Origin of the sequence: Companilactobacillus sp. HBUAS56275, from assembly GCF_036913655.1 — a bacterium.
Taxonomy (GTDB): Bacteria; Bacillota; Bacilli; order Lactobacillales; family Lactobacillaceae; genus Companilactobacillus; species Companilactobacillus pullicola.
Map to the genome: position 1 here is coordinate 316,241 of NZ_JAYKKK010000001.1, position 18,194 is coordinate 334,434.

10 protein-coding genes are annotated in these 18,194 nt (G+C 36.9%); 4 read left to right on the forward strand and 6 right to left on the reverse strand.

The window, feature by feature from the left end; genetic code table 11:
- Positions 1-45 precede the first annotated feature (45 nt).
- The 3 genes from U8526_RS01470 to U8526_RS01480 are packed head-to-tail and all read right to left on the reverse strand — an operon-like array spanning position 46 to position 10,027.
- Positions 46-2,856, reverse strand: coding sequence for a helicase C-terminal domain-containing protein (locus U8526_RS01470; protein WP_334340193.1), 2,811 nt, complete (start codon positions 2,854-2,856; stop codon positions 46-48).
- 18 nt (positions 2,857-2,874) lie between these two features.
- Positions 2,875-6,495: a helicase-exonuclease AddAB subunit AddA gene (gene addA, locus U8526_RS01475; protein ID WP_334340194.1), complete on the reverse strand. Its 3,621-nt coding sequence runs from the start codon at positions 6,493-6,495 to the stop codon at positions 2,875-2,877.
- Positions 6,488-10,027, reverse strand: a complete 3,540-nt coding sequence (locus U8526_RS01480) for a PD-(D/E)XK nuclease family protein (RefSeq protein ID WP_334340195.1) — start codon at positions 10,025-10,027, stop codon at positions 6,488-6,490. Before U8526_RS01480 ends, addA begins: the two co-directional genes overlap by 8 nt.
- A gap of 102 nt (positions 10,028-10,129) precedes the next feature.
- Here U8526_RS01480 and mvk point away from each other — a divergent pair, with 102 nt between their 5' ends.
- Genes mvk through fni form a run of 4 tightly spaced genes read left to right on the forward strand, consistent with a single transcriptional unit; the run spans position 10,130 to position 14,184 of the window.
- Positions 10,130-11,080 carry a mevalonate kinase gene (mvk, locus tag U8526_RS01485; protein WP_334340196.1) on the forward strand — a complete coding sequence of 317 codons (951 nt, stop codon included), beginning with the start codon at positions 10,130-10,132 and terminating at the stop codon, positions 11,078-11,080.
- Positions 11,073-12,038 carry a diphosphomevalonate decarboxylase gene (gene mvaD, locus U8526_RS01490; RefSeq protein ID WP_334340197.1) on the forward strand — a complete coding sequence of 322 codons (966 nt, stop codon included), beginning with the start codon at positions 11,073-11,075 and terminating at the stop codon, positions 12,036-12,038. The genes mvk and mvaD overlap by 8 nt, the downstream gene beginning before the upstream one ends.
- A gap of 15 nt (positions 12,039-12,053) precedes the next feature.
- The gene (locus U8526_RS01495) at positions 12,054-13,142 is read left to right on the forward strand and encodes a phosphomevalonate kinase (protein ID WP_442886180.1); all 1,089 of its coding nucleotides are present in this window, start codon (positions 12,054-12,056) and stop codon (positions 13,140-13,142) included.
- Positions 13,135-14,184: a type 2 isopentenyl-diphosphate Delta-isomerase gene (gene fni / locus U8526_RS01500; protein ID WP_334340199.1), complete on the forward strand. Its 1,050-nt coding sequence runs from the start codon at positions 13,135-13,137 to the stop codon at positions 14,182-14,184. Before U8526_RS01495 ends, fni begins: the two co-directional genes overlap by 8 nt.
- Here fni and U8526_RS01505 read toward each other — a convergent pair.
- The 3 genes from U8526_RS01505 to U8526_RS01515 are packed head-to-tail and all read right to left on the reverse strand — an operon-like array spanning position 14,173 to position 17,310.
- Positions 14,173-15,525 carry an RsmF rRNA methyltransferase first C-terminal domain-containing protein gene (locus tag U8526_RS01505; RefSeq protein WP_334340200.1) on the reverse strand — a complete coding sequence of 451 codons (1,353 nt, stop codon included), beginning with the start codon at positions 15,523-15,525 and terminating at the stop codon, positions 14,173-14,175. The two genes, fni and U8526_RS01505, sit on opposite strands and share 12 nt — an antisense overlap.
- Positions 15,526-15,529: 4 nt before the next feature.
- Positions 15,530-16,507, reverse strand: coding sequence for a hypothetical protein (locus tag U8526_RS01510; RefSeq protein WP_334340201.1), 978 nt, complete (start codon positions 16,505-16,507; stop codon positions 15,530-15,532).
- Positions 16,508-16,548: 41 nt separating this feature from the next.
- Complete coding sequence (locus U8526_RS01515; RefSeq protein ID WP_334340202.1) at positions 16,549-17,310, reverse strand: hypothetical protein; 762 nt, start codon at positions 17,308-17,310, stop codon at positions 16,549-16,551.
- Positions 17,311-18,194: the final 884 nt, after the last annotated feature.

An 18,194-nucleotide genomic window follows, 5' to 3' on the forward strand; every position in this document is an offset into this window, starting at 1 on the left:
GTTCTTCCTTTTCTCAGTTACCAGAATAGTATAGCAATCTTTTGGCTAATTCAAAAACTCATTTATATCTTTTTTAATCGTATCCATATCTTCGTTAACAACTGGCAATCCCTTTGGTAAGGAATCCAGAATTGTCTTGCCATAGCTCTTAGTTAAAATGCGATTATCTAATAGTAAAATGACACCACGATCAGTTGGTGTTCTGACTAAACGTCCCAATCCTTGACGTAACTGCAAAATGGCGTTTGGTAAAGAATCAACCTTGAAGACATTGAGATTTTGTTCCTTCAAAATATCCTGTTTGATTTTGACATCTGGTTGTTCAGGTGACTCAAACGGAATACGCGTAACAATTAAAATCTCCAGCATCTTCTTAGGAAAGTCGACTCCCTCCCAGAAGGAATTGGCACCAAGTAAAACAGAACGTCGACCAATAGCAAAACGCTTCTTGATCTTTTCGTTCGATCCTGTAACTCCTTGAGCTAGAATCTCCCATTTCTCTTTGACATCAGTTTCCATTAAACGATCATACACATTACTCAAAGTATTCAACGAATTAAACAAAATCATAGTTTGATGATCCAAGTTATCTAAGATATCAACGATATATTTAGTCACCATCGCGTAGTACTCTTCACTGTTTAAAGTCTGAATATCAGGCAAATCAGCTGGCAAATAGATCTTGCTATTCTTAGAAATACTATTGGCATCGGGCAAAATCACCATCTGATTGATCTGATTTTGATTCAATTGCGTATCCAAAATAAAGTGTGAAAAGTCCTTTTGAATCGTAATAGCCGCCCCAATAGCGAAAATCTGGCTGAAACGTTCAGTAGTCTCTTCAATTAAACCTTGAATATCGAACTGGCGCCAACTGATCTTGAGTGTATTGACTTCGTAGTAATCACGCATGTCAATTTGGACGCCGAATTTGGTATCCTTCTCCTGAATCGCTTGCAATAAATCATCTAAATTCAAAATAACGTCACGCAATTTATTGTTCTCGATCGTTAAATTCGAAATAACTTTAGACAATTCAACCGAGATAAAGTTCTTTTGGAAATTATATTGATCAAATAATGTCTCAACACGATTTGACACCAGTGACAATTCAACAATCAAATCGGATAACAATTCAACTAATTTGGGATTATTCTGACCAAATTTATGATTACTATCCAACAGTGAAACGAAGTTCTCACGATCTTTAAACTTCACTTTATTTTGAACGTAAGTACCAAAGATGTTGTATTCCAAACGTTGCATCAATTCATCAATGGCCTGAAAGTGCGTTTCCATTCCTTGTAAATCTTGATAATTCCACAATTGTGTCGTCACTTCAGTAAAGGCATAACGTAGTGTTACCCGGTTTTGATAAAGAATGTCACTGATCTTCTTGACGTATTCATTCAACTTCAAGAAATCAATTGTTGGCGAACTAGCACTACGCAAACTACCAGCAAAGTGATTGGCCTCGTCAATTACTAAATAAGAGTTCTTACCCCAGAATTGACTGTCTAAATGTCGAGCTAAGAAGGCCTGATTGGTTACCAAAATTTTCGACTCTAAATAACGATTTTGTTGATACATCCAGAAATCATCATTACCAAAGACGGTATTCTCTTTTGGTTCACCACGATGACGAATAATACTGAACAAAGGACTATTGTAATTAGTTAAATGTAGTTCACTCAAATCTCCAGTTGTCGTCATCGTCAGCCAAACGAGGATTTTCATCTTTAAAATGGCGGTATGGCTGTGTAAACGATAGTTATCTAGTGCTTCATAAAAGCGGTCTAAGTCGATAAAGTTATAACTACTTTTAACTATCTCAGCGTGATATTCATTATTAGTAACTTGATTCAGCAATGGAATCGATTGTTCGACGATCTGTTGCTGCAAGACTTTGGTTGTCGTTGCGATAACGAGTTTTTGGTCAACGTTGATCAAATAAGACAGTGGCAAGAGATAACCTAAAGTTTTTCCGGCGCCAGTTGGTGCTTCAATCAGATTCCACTTCTTAATTTTGTCACGGTGTTGACTAGTGTGATAAATATTATCCATCAACTTCGATTGGTTGACACGATAATCTAAGATACCATCCAGTAATTCTTTTTTAGCTTCACGAGTTTGCGGATATTTAGTCGTGTGATCGATTCTCTCACTGACATGAAAATCCTTTTTTCGTAAAATCAAACCATTCTTTTCGTACAGATATGCTGGTAATACTGAAGAGCGAGAATTCTTCTGACGTTCCTCTAGAATGGTCTTAAAAACTAAATTAGTTTCTCGAATCGTATTCTTACCAAATTTGGCCAGCATCTCTAACGTTGGAATTGGCAATTGCTGAATTCGTTTCAAAAGGATCAAAAACAATTCAGCAGTAACATGGGCATCACTGTTAGCACTATGGGGATTCTTGTGTGTGATGCTTAAATAATGCGTTAAATCTTGTAGTTTGTAACTACTAATGGTTGGAAAAAGTATTTGCGATAATTCAACAGTATCGATTGCTTTGACATTGAGTTGGTTCATTCCGATACGTTTAAGTTCTCGATTTAAAAAGGTCAAATCAAAATTCACATTATGTGCAATAAAAACTCGATTTTTTAAAAGTTTAAAAATATCAGGTGCAACTTCTTCAAATGTTGGTGAATCTTTAACATCGTCGTCACTCAATCCTGTTAGCGCCGTGATTCGATTAGGAATCGGCACCTTGGGATTGATCTTTTGATCATAGATATGTGTTATTTCACCGTTTTCGATAAGGGCACAGCCGAATTGAATTATACGCCCGTTGTCATGCCAATTAGAATTGGTTGTTTCTAGATCAACAACAGCGTAAGAATTTTTCAAATCATTCACCTCTCATCTTCATTTTTCTTGCAAATCAATAGCCTTATTGACTTTCAAGAAGTAAAGATATTTACCCACGACGGGTTTGTTCTTAATCACAGAAATAGCTTCTGCGTATAAATTGACTTGTCCGGAATACTTGGAGACTAATTCTTCAAAGTTCTGATCAGTCACCCGATCAGTTTTATAGTCAAAAATTATTATTCCATGATCTAATTCAATCACTCCATCAATAATACCATGAACTAATATTTTATCGTTAACAGAATAGTCTTTTGACGAGTTTTTAAACAATTTTTGTGCTGGCATTAAAATTGAACAAGGAAATTCTCGACTGACAGTTTGATGATGTTCAACAATCGTTTGTCCTAAGTTGCTTTGGTAAAAGTCAGCCAAACTCTGACAATCAATTTTTTCAGCCAACTCGTCCGTCAACAGTTTTTCATTGACCATCTGTTGGATCAATTCTTGAAAATCGGCAATCGTTGGCGTTTTATCGAGATTGATTTTTTGTAAAACTAAGTGAGTGGCACTACCAACTTCGGCAGCGGTCACTTTCTTTGTTTTCGTCAAAAATTGTGGTTTGGCAAATGACCCTAAATTATAACGGGATTTATCTTCCAACAAATCTTCAGCCATCCCATCTTCATCAGGATCCGCAAACAAACCTTTAATTTCAGAAACAGATTGATAAGCTGTTGTATCAACGGATTCTTGATATCGATAATTAAAATCAAGCAACTGTTTAACTGTCTTCTTGAATAAATCTGATGGTTCTACAGGAGCCTTTTTAGGAATAATGATTTTTGAAGCTACATCATCTTTAACTTCCGGATAAATCAACTTCAAAACCAGATTACAAGTTTTATTCGTATAAAGTTCTTCAGAGACATCTTCACGATCGTTGTCAGACAAAGTACTGATTCCTACTAAGTCTTGGAAGTTATTGGCCTTTAAACGCAAGGCTTCGTTAATAACGCCAGTTTTAGGACTAACTTCATCCCAAGTATTGATGGTATCTTCGACATCTTTCGTGAAGCCAAACATAATCAATTTTTGTTTAGCACGGGTTAAAGCTACGTATAGTAACCGCATTTCCTCAGAAGTTGTCGCTACCTTACGTAAATTACTGATAACACTGTGTTGAAGCGTACGGTATCGCAAGCGAGTCTGATTATTAACGAGCGTGATTCCAATTCCTTGGTCAGTGTCAAAAACAGTTTGACCCTGAAAATCACGTTTGTTGAATTGTTTAGCCATATCCAAATAGATCACGATTGGAAATTCCAAGCCCTTAGAAGCGTGGACAGTCATTACTTTCACGGTATCATCGGTTGCTTCAATACTGTTAGGTTGCGACAGATCCTTATCAAGATCCTGCATACGTTGAATAAAATTAATAAATTGATGCAAGCCTTTATAGTTCATCTCTTCATAAGCACTGGCACGTTGATACAGGGCATGCAGATTAGCAGCACGTTGCTTACCACCAGACATTCCTGAGACGTATTCCAGCAAACCAGTTTCTTGATAAATCTTCCAAATCAAACGAGCGATCGAATTCTTATTGGCGAAGTCACGGTAGTTTTCCAACTGTAATAAGAAAGCTTGAACCTTATTCTTGATCTCATCTTTAGCTATTTCTGAACGTAAATATTCACTTAAAGCAGTAAAGTAGAATTCTTGCTTATCCACGAGACGAATCTCAGCTAGTTCTTCTTCATTCAATCCAACGATTGGCGAACGCAATACCGCTACTAATGGAATATCCTGATAAGGATTATCAATAATGTTCAACATCGACATCATGATTTGCAGCTCGGTCGTTTGGAAATAGTTCTGTGCATCAGTCACCATGATCGGAATATCAGCTTTGGCAAAGTAAGAAATCAAATCAGTGTTATTTTCCTTAGTACGAGAAAGAATCGCAATGTCAGAATACCTAATAGTCCGCATCTGATCCTTTTTACCGTCGTAAATTTGATATTGATCCTTAATTAAGGCTTGGATTCGTTTGGCAGCATTTTCAATCAAGGTCTGACGTTTCTCAACATCTTCGTCATCATTGTTGACCAACAGATTGAATTCATTTTCACTGTCGACACTATCTGGAAAGTTAGTTCCCGGAATCAGCTTAGATTTATCATCATAGTCGATATCACCAATCTTTTTATCGAAAATTCGTTTGAAAATACGGTTAACGAAGTCATCAACTGACTTGGCAGAACGGAAATTCTTTGATAATTGAATTAATTCACTAGTGTTAGCGTCACTTTGGAAGTCTTCATACTTTTGAGCAAAGATATATGGTGCAGCCTGACGGAAGCCATAAATTGACTGCTTAATATCCCCCACCATGAACAAATGGTTATTCTCATTTGAAAGTAATTGAATGATTTTTTCCTGCATCGCGTTGACATCTTGATACTCATCGATCATTAATTCATGAAATTTAGTCTGATAGTAATCAAGAGCCACCATATGGTCGTCTACAGGACTTTGCAAGATTTTAACAGCCATGTGTTCCAAGTCATTGAAATCCAAAACATGACTATTGTTCTTCAAGTGACCATATTCTTTGATAAATCCACGTTCGACCTCAACCAATTTGGCAATAATGCTTTGAGATTGGATCAATGATTCCTGCACGCCACTTTCTGACTGCAAGAAGAAATCATTAAACAACTGATCAACTTGGCGTTTTAACTTATCACGAACTTTTTTAGCTTTCTCCCAAGTAGAGAGATCATTTCCCTCTTTGTCATCCTTTTTCAAACTAGTTGCTTTTTTTAGATTAAAGCCCAATAACTCAGTTCTAATATCAGAATAGCTTTTAGCGCCAACTTCATCTTCCAATTTGCCCAGATCTTCTTGAGCGGTCTTAAATGTCGCAAAGAGTGACTTAGCTGTTAATTCATCCGTATCAGCCAAATCAATTCCCTGATTAGCTACTTCTCGTAACTGTTCTAGACGTTGTTTCAATTGAGGAACGACATCTTTTTTATAAAAATTGGAATCAGAAAAACTGTCGTCGAACTGATAATTTGTAATCAAATCATCTAACCACTGTTGTGTCTCCGCATTAGTGATAGCAAAGTCGTACAACTTAAAAATGACGTCTTTTAGGCCATCATCACTGCGGTCATCAGTAAAATTATCGGTTAATTTGATAAAGTCCGCATCGTCTTTGTCATAATACTTATTACGTAAATTATCGTAGGCCTGTTCTTTCATGATCGACTGTTCCGTTGTATCGCTTAACAAACGAAAATTAGGATCCAAATCAATAACGTAATAGAACTTTTTGATGATGCTTAAACAAAAGGCATGCAAAGTACTGATATTAGCAATCGGTATCCGGAAGATTTGTTTTTGAAGATGTTTGTGCGTTTCCGCGTCCAAAGTTCGATCATTGACTAATTCCTTGATTCGTTTTAGAAGACGCTCTTTCATCTCTAATGCCGCAGCGTCGGTAAAAGTCGCTACTAAGAGATTATCAACATTTTCACCATCTTTTAGCATTTCAACGATTCGTTCAATCAAGATGGTTGTTTTACCAGAACCAGCCGCCGCAGAAACAAGAATATCGTGTCCACGATGATAAATGGCTTTTTCTTGATCTTCAGTCCATTTAGGCATCCTCTTCACCATCCTCTAAAACAGTTTGTATTTCTTTAATAACATTCTCTTTATTGTAATTAATGACATCGTGATAGTCGTTTTCTGGTAACATCGCGTCGAATTCGAAAATCGGACGATAGTCGCTATATTGTAAGCCTGTCATTTGTCCGTATCGATAAGGATTCAAATTCAACTTACCGGAATAAATTTTTTCTCCAGCTTGACGGATCAAATGATCGTTGTAATTCAAGATTCGGAACAAATCTTCTTGTGAGATAACGTTGTTAGTTCCTTTTTTAACAACCGGTGAATTTTTAGAAACCTTCCCCGCTTTCGTCAGTGCTTGAGTATCAATGTTAGCGAGTAATTCCTCATCATTGACTAACAAACCATTCAATTGGAATTCCTTAAAGATCTTGTTTTGGATGTCGCTATTTTGAATATTTTCGGACTCTTCTAAGGACTTAGTATTGATCAACGAGCGATCCAACGTAATTAGTGGATTTTGGATATGTTCATACAAAGCGCCACCGACTTTGGCATTTTCTCGATCAGTCAAAAGATGCAGATTGTTCATAACACTTTGAATATAAGTTGGCATCTGCATGGTGATACCGTCTAAGAATTGTGAAAAATCAAAACTCTTATTTCCTGATTTGTAGTCAATGATTGTCAAATAAGTGATGTCATCGAGAATCATTTCATCAATTCGATCAATTTTTCCACGAACATTCACCAAATGACCGCCAGGAATTTGATAAGAAAGTCCTGGTAAGTCTTGTTTGTTGTTGATACGACCAAAGGTAACCTCAGATTTTTCTGGTTCTGAACTGTTGCGCAAGAATTGCAACTTCATATTCTTAACCAGTTGAATCAAAGTTGTCCTTAACTTGTCAGCGATGTATTGCATTCGTGCCGAAGAATTAAAAATACGATTCTCTGGTAAATCAATTTGTTCTATAAACAGATCACTAACTAGATTTTGAATCTCGCCATCAGACATGTTACGTAAAGAACGGCCCTGTTCTTGATGTAAATACTTCACCAAACTATCCAACACAGCGTGGAAAATCGATCCTGTTTGTGCCGGCGTGATTTCAAAGAGTCGTCTAGGTTTCAATCTCAAACCGTACTTCAAGAAGTATTCGTACTCATTCATGTAGAATGTCTCTAATTGAGAGATCGACACATTGATATTTTTACCGTACAAGGCTTCAACCGTATCTAAATTCAAACTTTGCGGAATATTTTGATAATTCAAAGAACTTAAAGCAAATTCGGAAGTTTCTGGTTCCTCATTCAATAGAAATTGGCGAACATATTTCCAGGCATCTGGAATGTCAGTTTTATTATCCAACGCTGAACGTGATACACGGATCAAATAGTTCAAACTAGAGGCCTTAGAACCTAAGTAACGAATAACTTCATTTTCAGATTGGTCATCGCTTGAAGGATTCAGAAGCACCATTTGTTCATCCAAGCGGAAATGATTTTTGATTCGAACCACGTAACTGGATAGATCTTGTTGCTTGTTATCCTCAGTGAAGTTAGGATATGTGAAGATCAAACGTTGTGAACCAGTGGTAAAGGTAATATCGTGCAAATATGGCTCCGAGTTATTCATAACTTCATCCGGTTCATTCAGATATTTGCCATCAGTTAACCCATCATTTAAGAAAAGACGTTCATCGTCAGTCACGATATCGTTAGAAACAGTTGTCCCTGGCATATTGTTAGTCGTTGAGCCAAGAATAAAGGTGATTTTACGATTATTAGGTTGAATCATCCCAATTTCTGAGATACTGACAGCATCCAAAGTTGAAGGAATCTGGGAGTAAGTCGCATTTTCAAAAGCCGCATCCAAAATATCGATAAAGTCTTTCGAGTTGAATTCACGTTCACCAAAGACGGATACGTACTCGTCTAAAATTTGATTGAAGAGATTAACAATTTGTTCAGGCTGATTAGCCAACGTTAAATTCTTTTGATTGGTGGCCTGTTGTTGCCACAACAATAATGTCTCAAAGACACGGTTCTTCTCTAAAAAGTTATACAAGAAACTGACACTATCAATGGAAGAATGTGATTTTTTAACGAATTTTTCCAATTGACTGTAAATATTTTTGACGAAATCTTTAATTTGGTTGATCAACTGATATTCAGAAATTTTGATTTTATCGACCACTGGGTCTAATTGCACATCTGGTTTGAAGTCAGGTCCCATCCAGCCTCGTTTAGTTGTTCCATTAGTTAAAGCGTAATTTTCAGTTAAATCGACTGCTTGACGAAAGGCCTGGATATTATCTTTAAATTCTTCAGGTATCAACAATTCTGTCCGCAAAAGACTGATGACATCGTCCACTTGTAAACCCCGATTCACGATTGCAAATAATAGATCAATCAGACGTTTGAAGGGATGATTAGCCATTTTCTTTTGTAAATCAATAAAGTATGGCACTTGATTGTTTTCCATGAAGGATTCGATAAACGAGCCATACTCGGACAAGTCTCTAGCCACGATCAAGAAATCTTTATAACGATAATCCTGCGTAGCCACTAATTGACGAATATAAGTACTGATGGCTGAGACCTCCGTCTGTTTATCAGTACATTTCCAGATTTGAACTGAGTTTTGACTGTCTAATCCACTTGGTTTGATGCCACCGATATTAGATTCAATCCAGTAATCTTCTAATTTACTTAGATCCGGACTGATTCTCTTAGTATCGGCAAAATGATTTCTAGTTACGATTCGATTCTGTTTAGCCAGCTCGTGTAGTTGTTGATACGTCGCAGCGGGACGGAAAAAGAAATCTGATTCATCAGTTGTTTCAAACACTGGTTGGTCTAAAACTAAAGAAATGTTTAGACAGCCTCCATTGATTAACATTGACTTAACTAAGTTACATTCAGCCGCTGTAAAGGATGAAAAGCCTTCAATATAAAAGTAATAGTGTGAAGTTCCAATTTTAGTGTTTAAAAAATCTGCCAGTGCGTTTAATTGGAAGTCATTAGTATTGTAATTTTGAATTTGTTCCAAATAAGCTGTATACATAAGGTTCAATTCTTTGATTTTATCGACAAAGATCCCTTGTTGATCTGAATTCAAAGCTAAATCAATATCGTCAGGCTGAACTTGTCCATTCATGAATTCATCGAACTGTGAGATCATTTGGTCAATGAAGCCCGGTTTGTCGATCATTCCGGCAAAGATTTTTAATTCAGACTTGTGTTCTTGAACAATATTCTTCAATAACATCGCTGATTTAGTTTGCGTTAATGTTTCTAAATTATAATCGCTACTGTCACGCAAAAAGTACCAAGCTAGTCGTGAGAACGAAAAAGTTTGGACATTGTTAGTTGCGATTAAAGAATCATTATCTTTTTGAAAATATTTTAAAATATTGACTTCTGATTCGAATTTTATATGATTTGGTACTAAAAAGAAGAATTGTCCGGTCGGATCCTTGGTATAATCCTCTTGGAACAACTCCATCATCTTTTTATGATGATCAAATTGGTTTTTACCCAGTACAAAATTTAATGTCATTATTCATCACCCGAAAAAATTCTATCATAGTTGGTCGTTAGAAAGTGGAAATCACATCAATAGATGTATAAAATAAAGACTTAGAGAAATTGAGGTGAGCATGTGCTTAAAGGAATAGGAAAAAGTCATGGGAAGACGATTATAATGGGAGAACATGCGGTGGTTTATGGCTACCCTGCTTTTGCGATTCCCTTGTTGAGTACTCCAGTGATTGTCAAAATGCAGCAAAGTAAAGAAAATTCTTTGATCTCAAAGTACTATGCGGGAAAAATAGATAAAATCCCTGATTCATTATCAGGCGTAAAATATTTAGTCAACTTGCTCGATTCAGAATTAAACGCTGACAAAGTTAACTACACCATCAACATTGATAGTGGTTTACCGATCGAACGAGGCATGGGTTCCTCAGCTGCTATCGCTGCGGCTATCACAAGAGCCTTCTTCGACTTTTTCAAAAAGGATTTGGATCATCAATTATTGTTAGACTACGTCAACAAGTCTGAGACTGTTACCCACGGAAAAGCTAGCGGCTTAGATGCTTTAACAGTCAGTTCTGATGATCCTATTAAGTTTGGCAAAAATGTGGCTCCTAAGCACTTTAATTTTAATTCCGATGGATTTATTGTGATTGCTGATTCTGGTGTTAAAGGACGCACTAAAGAGACTGTTGCCGACGTCAAAAAGATGTATGACCAGGATCCTAAAAAAATCGGTGCTTACTTACAACAATTAGGCGACTACGCTACTCAGGCGAGTGATTACTTAACTAAAGGCAATTTGAAGAAATTAGGTTTGGTTTTCACTCTAGCAAATGAAGCTTTAACCAAATTAAATTTAGCTATCCCCAAAACTGATAAACTGATTGAAGCTGCCAATCACGCTGGAGCTTTGGGCAGTAAGATCACTGGTGGCGGTCGTGGTGGCTGTATTATTTGTCTGGCTAGAAATTTGAAGAACGCCCAGATGATCCAAAAAGCACTGATCAAGTCAGGCGCCGAACAGACTTGGATTCAACCATTATCAATTTATGCGGAGGATGAGGACATTGGTTAGAACAGCACGGGCTTTTACAAATATTGCTTTGATCAAATATTGGGGTAAAAAGGATCAAGCCTTGAAGTTACCCTACACCAATAGTCTTTCGTTAACGTTGGATCGTTTTTATACGGATACTAAAGTGACAATTTCTGACAGTGATCACGATACGGTTTACTTAAACCACAATTTGCTAGATGAAAATCAAAATAAACGTATTCTTAAATATTTAGACGTCGTTCGGAAATTTTATAGTTTCGACGACCATTTTGTTGTGGATACGGTCAATCATGTCCCTACTTCGGCCGGATTTGCTTCTTCAGCCTCCGGGTTTGCGGCTTTGGCTGCAGCTATTAATGAGACTGAACAATTAAATTTGAACAAAAAAGAACTTTCAATTTTAGCACGTAATGGTTCTGGATCTGCTAGTCGATCGATCTATGGTGGATTTGTCGAATGGATTGCTGGAAGTAACAACGAGACTTCTTTTGCGACGCCTATTGACGAAAATCCCCAAATTGATTTAACGTTATTATCTGTGGTTATAAATAAGGGTAGTAAAAAGATTTCTTCTACCGTAGGGATGGAAAATAGCGTCAAGACCTCCCCTTTTTATCCAAATTGGGTTACACTAGTGGCTTCAGAGATAAAAGAAATTAAGCAAGCAATTGCTAAAAAAGATATCCAAAAAATTGGAGAAATTGCCGAACATAATGCTATGAGCATGCATGCTTTAACGCTTTCAGCTAATCCTTCATTCACATATTTTGAACCAGAGACGATTCAAATTTTTCAAATAATTCAAGAATTACGTCAAAAAGGCATCCTCGCATATGCTACAATTGATGCCGGTCCAAATGTTAAAATTATATGTACGAAGGAATCGATTGCGAAGGTTCAAAAATACATTGAGGAACAATTATCCAATGTATCTTGCGTTGTTGCTAACATCGGTAGTGGCATCCAATACATCTGATATTAATTGAAAGGTATGATATTTTTGTCTACAGGAAAAGCACCTGGAAAATTATATTTGGCTGGAGAATATGCTGTCGTCGAAACAGGATTTCCCGCAGTTCTTACATCCGTAAATAAGTACGTTACCGTTACAGTTAACGAAACTCAAAATGGTGGAACGATCCAGTCAAAAAACTTAAATAAGGAACTCATTCACTGGAACCGTCAAGGAACTGAATTGGTCTTTGATGACTCTGAAAGTCAATTGCAGTACATTCTGGCAGCGATCAAGTTCATTGAAAAGTACGCCCTAGAACGTGGTAAAAAACTAAGTTACTACGATTTGTTAGTAACAAGTGAACTTGATTCCCAAGATGGTAAAAAGTATGGTTTAGGCTCATCGGCAGCCGTAACTGTCGCCGTAGTGAAAACTCTAGGTGATTTTTATCATTTAAATCTGTCAGCGATGGATATTTATAAAATTGCTGCCATCTCACACTTATCCGTTCAAGGAAATGGAAGTTTGGGAGATATTGCTGCTAGTGCCTTTGGTGGTATCGTAGCTTACTATTCTCCCGACCGTAACTGGATCTTCAACATGATCCGTAATCACAGTATTACTGAGATTCTATCTTTAGACTGGCCAGAACTAAAAATTCAAAGCCTCGATTTACCAGAAGATCTCGAATTGACAGTTGGCTGGACTGGTTCCCCTGCTTCAACTTCCATCTTGGTTGATCGGATTGCTTTAACCAAAGCTCAAAAAGTTGAAAAGTATCAACATTTCCTACAAGAAAGTCGTAAAAATGTTGAACAATTGATTGAAGGATTCAAGAACAACGATTCTGCACTGATCAAAAAAATGTTCAGCAAGTATCGTAACCTCCTAGATGACTTAGCTGAATTCAGTGATGTTCACATTGAAACAGACCTTCTAACTAAGCTTTGCGACATTGCTGAAAAACTCGGTGGCTCCGCTAAAACTTCTGGTGCCGGCGGTGGCGATTGTGGAATCGTCTTAAGCGATAAGAAATTAAACGTTGCTGAATTGAAAAAAGAGTGGCAAAAGGTTGGAATTACCCCTCTTACTTTAAAAATCGGAGAAATAATTGCTCATGCCTAAACAAGATGCCCAAATTCAACGTAAAGTTGAACATCTTTTCTTAGCTGAAAAATACTTCACAGACGAGTCATTTGCTGATTTCGATAGCGTTAGATTACTACATAACGCCTTACCTGAATTGAGTTTGAAACAGATTGATCTTTCAACCCATTTCATTAATCAGAAAATGGCTTTACCTATATACTTCAACGCAATTACTGGTGGATCTAAACAATCGACCAGATTTAATACTGAGCTATCACAGTTAGCTCACAAATTGAATATCCCGGTATCCAGTGGTTCGATGGGTGTCTATCTTCGTCTGCCAGAAACTCAGGATTCTTTTTCTGTTTTGAGAGAGAATGATCCTGAAGGTTTCGTGATTGCCAATGTCTCTGCTAAAGTTAATGCTCAACAAGCCCAACAAGCTGTCGACTTGATAAAAGCTAATGCCCTACAGATTCATTTGAATGCTTTACAAGAATTAGCTATGCCTGAAGGCGATCAAGAGTTCATGTGGTTGGATAATATCAAGCAAATCGTCTCTTCTGTCACTGTTCCCGTGATTGTTAAAGAAGTTGGTTTTGGTTTGTCAAAGGACAATCTCTCTGACCTTTATAAAGTTGGCGTGAAGTATGTTGATATTTCAGGTTTTGGCGGAACTGACTTTGCCCAGATTGAAAGTGCCCGTAATCATGAATTGAACTTAACTTATTTAGATCAATTCTCACTTTCAACTGTCGAGTCACTCTTGGAATCTATCCCCTATCAAAATAAGATGACGATTTTTGCTTCTGGTGGTATTCGTACACCAATGGACGTCATCAAAGCTATTCGTATGGGTGCTAGTGCTGTGGGTATGTCTGGTTTAGTCTTGCATCACTTGCAGAAGTACTCTCTAAGTGAAACCGAAATTTTCTTTGAGGAATTCATTAAACAATTGAAATTGATCATGGCCGCTATTGGCGCTAAGTCAATTGCAGACATCAAAAAAGCTCCCATCGTTTTCGATGAGAACTTAGTCAATTACGCTAAACAACGTAACATTATTTTACCGTCTTAATCCTTTAGGATAGACGTTTTTTATTTGGGAATTACTGTAACGTCCCCAACTGAATATTTTACCTTGATAAGATAAACCGATCCATTTGTTGTCAAAGTCAGGACGTTCTTTTAAAATGATCGATTCGCCGTGTAGGTATTTTTCAAATTGATCATCATTTAATTCAAAAACAGTTTTTAACATTTCAGGTTTGAGTGCCAATATCCATGCGATATCGGGCTCAAACCTATTTTTTTTGAATTCTCCCAGTTTTAGACCATTTCTTAGGATGTGTAATCCTTTGAAACGGTTATCTAGACTAGCGGCTTGATACAAGAAGTCACTGATGTGTAACCAGTTATTTTCAGACAAGCTCGTTAAGTTAGTTTTGGCAAATTTTTGAACAAACTTGATATCGTCTTTTTTCAGATTGGTATTGATTTGACGATCTCGGGGTTCTTCTGTTTCGCCATCTTTGACCAACTTACACATGAAATGTCCTTCACCGTTAAATCGATCAGGAAACATTCTTAAAGCTCTGGCTAATTCAGGATTATCATTGCCCCACTCTGGCTTGGCGTCTTCCATACCGGAATATTTTTTGACCTCGACCAGATGCATGTCAGGATACTTCTTCAAGAACCAGTCGACATTTTGTTCATTTTCTTCTGGTGAGAAGGTACAAGTCGAATAGACTAATGCCCCACCCTTATTCAATAGCTTGTAGGCTGAATCGAGAATGTGCTGTTGACGGTTGGCACACTGTTCTACATAGTCCAAAGACCAATATTTAACTGATTCCGGATCCTTACGGAACATTCCTTCACCAGAACATGGTGCATCAACTAAGATCTTATCGAAGAATTGCTCGAATTTCTTTTCAAAATCTTTTGGTGAATTATTGGTAACGACTGTATTAGTAATTCCCATTCTTTCGATGTTAGAAGACAACACCTTAGCACGCTTAGTGTTTATCTCATTACTTACTAAAAGTCCTTTAGAGGCCATTTTTGAGGCAATATAGGTTGTTTTACTACCAGGAGCAGCACAGAGATCCAAGATCTTGTCGTTTTCTTTCGGATCAAGAATCTCAGTTACGTACATAGCACTGGGTTCTTGACTGTAAACATAACCTGATAAGTGATCGATCGAATTACCACTGATTTCCCCAAAGTAACCGATATTGCTGTATTCAATGGGGTGATCCAGCGGATAAGAAACATTTTTAAAATTAGCTTTTAAAGGATTGAGACGAAAAGCTTCTTGACTGTCTTCTTGAATAGCGTCAAAAAGTTTGTCAGCTCTCTCTCCTAATAAATTACGATATTTTTCTTTAAAGTCAGGACTCAAATCGACTTTCATTAAATTACTCACTCCGTTTTTTGGTAAAAATTATTTGTGACATTCCTACTAGAATCGTGATCAAAACGGAAACTAATATGAACATGTTGAAGGTATTATTACTGATGATAGCAATCTTCCAGTTAACCGCCGCAAAACCGGCAACGAAAGGCACTAACGTATAGATTAGATAACGGATCATTAATCCATTTTGGTAGTTATTCTTTAAATCACCAGTTAAGTGTGATCTGGACAGATCGTATTTTAAAGGAACTAAGATATAAAAATCAACGATGACGATCAAGACGAATAATAAGACGATGCCGACTAGATACATCTCACCATTGTTGGTCGTTTCAGCGTTTGTAAAGTCATCTGTCTGTGGCACGTACTTGTGGGATGTGCTGGCGTGCAAAACACTCTTAATCTTAGACAAGCTTTCCTTGTTCGAAAGTGCATTACCATCAAGCACCGTTGTTACTTGATTTAGATGCAACTTCGACTTTGGTTGATTCGGTGACAAGGAGATCAACGTTTGACCATTTAAGATATCTGCCCCGTCAAAACCGATATTACCGATTACTGAAATATAGCGATCACCCATCTGAATGTACGACTGACCTTGAGGTTTGTATGCTTCTAATTGGGATGATTTCCCCTGAACCGCAAATGGTATCTGGGAAATGAAGTCATCCTGTGAGAAATACCGTCCTGAAGTTATCGGTAGTTTATTGATCTTGTTGTGACCGTAGATATATCCTAAGTCGCTGTTACTTTTTTCAAAGAAGATCAGCTGATAGGACGATACCTTCTTTTTTTTGCTTAATTCTTGAACTACTGTGACTAAATTCTTTTTAGATTTGGTATGCAGAACAATCGCTTGTTCACTCATACCTAGTCGATTCATTGTATTGTTGTATTTAATTGAATCGCTTTTTGAGATAGCAACTCCGGTTAACAGAACTATCAGAAAAATAACAATACTTGATATTACCTTTTTCATAAATATCTCACCTATTATTTTATCTTGTATCTTATTCTACCCTATTTGACTAGATAAAGTTGATCATGGACTAAATCATAATGGGAATAGCTCTGATTGATTCGTTCAATTCTTGGGTCATCGACCAATTTAGCACTGTCCCAGAACTCTTTACTGTCAGTCGCACCATACTTTTCACCGATAACCAAGAAGTTTACGTCCAATTGACGAATTTTATTCAAGACCCTAAGATCGATATCTTCACGATCAGGACTCCAAGCTAGAATAACATTATTCACTTTTGAACTATATTTATCCAAAGCCTGTAAAGCATCGAGTGACTCCACATCCGTTAGCAGATCCTTACCAGTTTGATTGTGACTAGCCCAGCTCAAATCGTCCGTACAGTAAGTTTCGACTCCCAAATCACGCAAACCTTTAGACCAGTAACCATTTCCAGCCATTAATTCCAAAAAGTTTTGTTCCGGAAATTCATTAATTAGCTGTTGAACAAAGTCTTGAGTGATCGTTGCCCAATAACCAAATTCATTTTGAAGCTGCGTACGAAGTTCACCCAAATCGTGGTCGAATATCTCTAGGTTTTTCAATAAAGCTTCAAAGTCAGCATCTTGAAGATCCATATTTTGACGCAAACATTCAGTAATTTCATCTTCACTCAATTGAAGCTGGGGAAAATGATATTTAGGTAGTTGATTTTGCGATAAAGTTTCCCAAATCCGCTCAATAAGCCTTATTTTAAGATTAAATTTCATTCCATTAGGCAACGCCGCTACATCCTGTTTTAATTTATCAATATAATTCATTATTACTCCCAACTAAACGATATTTTGATCCTTGCTCTACTGCCGTCCTCCGCAAAAATTTGGAATGCTGTTGGAACGCTATGGGCGCGATTCGGAGCTAATCATTTTACACTTCGTGCAAAATAATGGATCTCCGAAGTCGGCCTTATTGTAATCGGCAAAGCCGATAACAATAATTTCATAGCTGAACGCATTCCAAATTTTTGCTCCGGACTAAACAACATTGTGATTGTTTTATTAGAGATAAATTATTTAGTCCGATATCTTTTCTATTTAAAAAATCATGTCTAATCCAATTTAAAAAAACAACAATTTACTAAGGTAAAGCTCATGAATAAGTTAATTCTCTTGTTGCCCCGAAGTAATACTGTGTTCTGTTTTTAAATGGATTCATATGCCTAACCATAGATACCATTGTTTTCTTAGGTCAAAATTCATAAGATTTATCTGATTATGTAAAGCTACTCAGATACTACAGTTCTAGCAAATAACAGTAGAACCAGAAATACAGTCGGTAGTGGAAAATCTGTGGGCCCTAAGTGGCGAAATTCTACTTAGCTTGCGAAGCAAGGTTAGTAGAAGACCGGACTTGGAGATCCATGATTTTTCGCGAAGTGAAAAATTATTAGCTTCAAGCCGAGTCCGTCACGTTCCAGCGGCCCACAGATTTTCCACTACCGACGGCATCCTTCCACCACATCAGTTGATATTCAATCAAATTCGAACAGAAACCGATATTTAAACATATACCGTTAACATTTTACTAGAATCATAATTCAACATAAAGTTATAATTTGCATGTAAAAATTAAATAATGGTAAAATTCTTGGTTGGAATAATACATTTATTTCCAATAATTCCGAAAAAGTGTAATATCTTAGTTA

Bases quoted from the DNA above. Each gene is read 5' to 3' on its own strand.
- addA (WP_334340194.1), bottom strand. From the start codon at position 6,495: ATGCCTAAATGGACTGAAGATCAAGAAAAAGCCATTTATCATCGTGGA.
- U8526_RS01510 (WP_334340201.1), bottom strand. From the start codon at position 16,507: ATGAAAAAGGTAATATCAAGTATTGTTATTTTTCTGATAGTTCTGTTA.
- U8526_RS01505 (WP_334340200.1), bottom strand. From the start codon at position 15,525: ATGAAAGTCGATTTGAGTCCTGACTTTAAAGAAAAATATCGTAATTTA.
- U8526_RS01480 (WP_334340195.1), bottom strand. From the start codon at position 10,027: ATGACATTAAATTTTGTACTGGGTAAAAACCAATTTGATCATCATAAA.
- fni (WP_334340199.1), top strand. From the start codon at position 13,135: ATGCCTAAACAAGATGCCCAAATTCAACGTAAAGTTGAACATCTTTTC.
- U8526_RS01495 (WP_442886180.1), top strand. From the start codon at position 12,054: ATGATATTTTTGTCTACAGGAAAAGCACCTGGAAAATTATATTTGGCT.
- U8526_RS01515 (WP_334340202.1), bottom strand. From the start codon at position 17,310: ATGAATTATATTGATAAATTAAAACAGGATGTAGCGGCGTTGCCTAAT.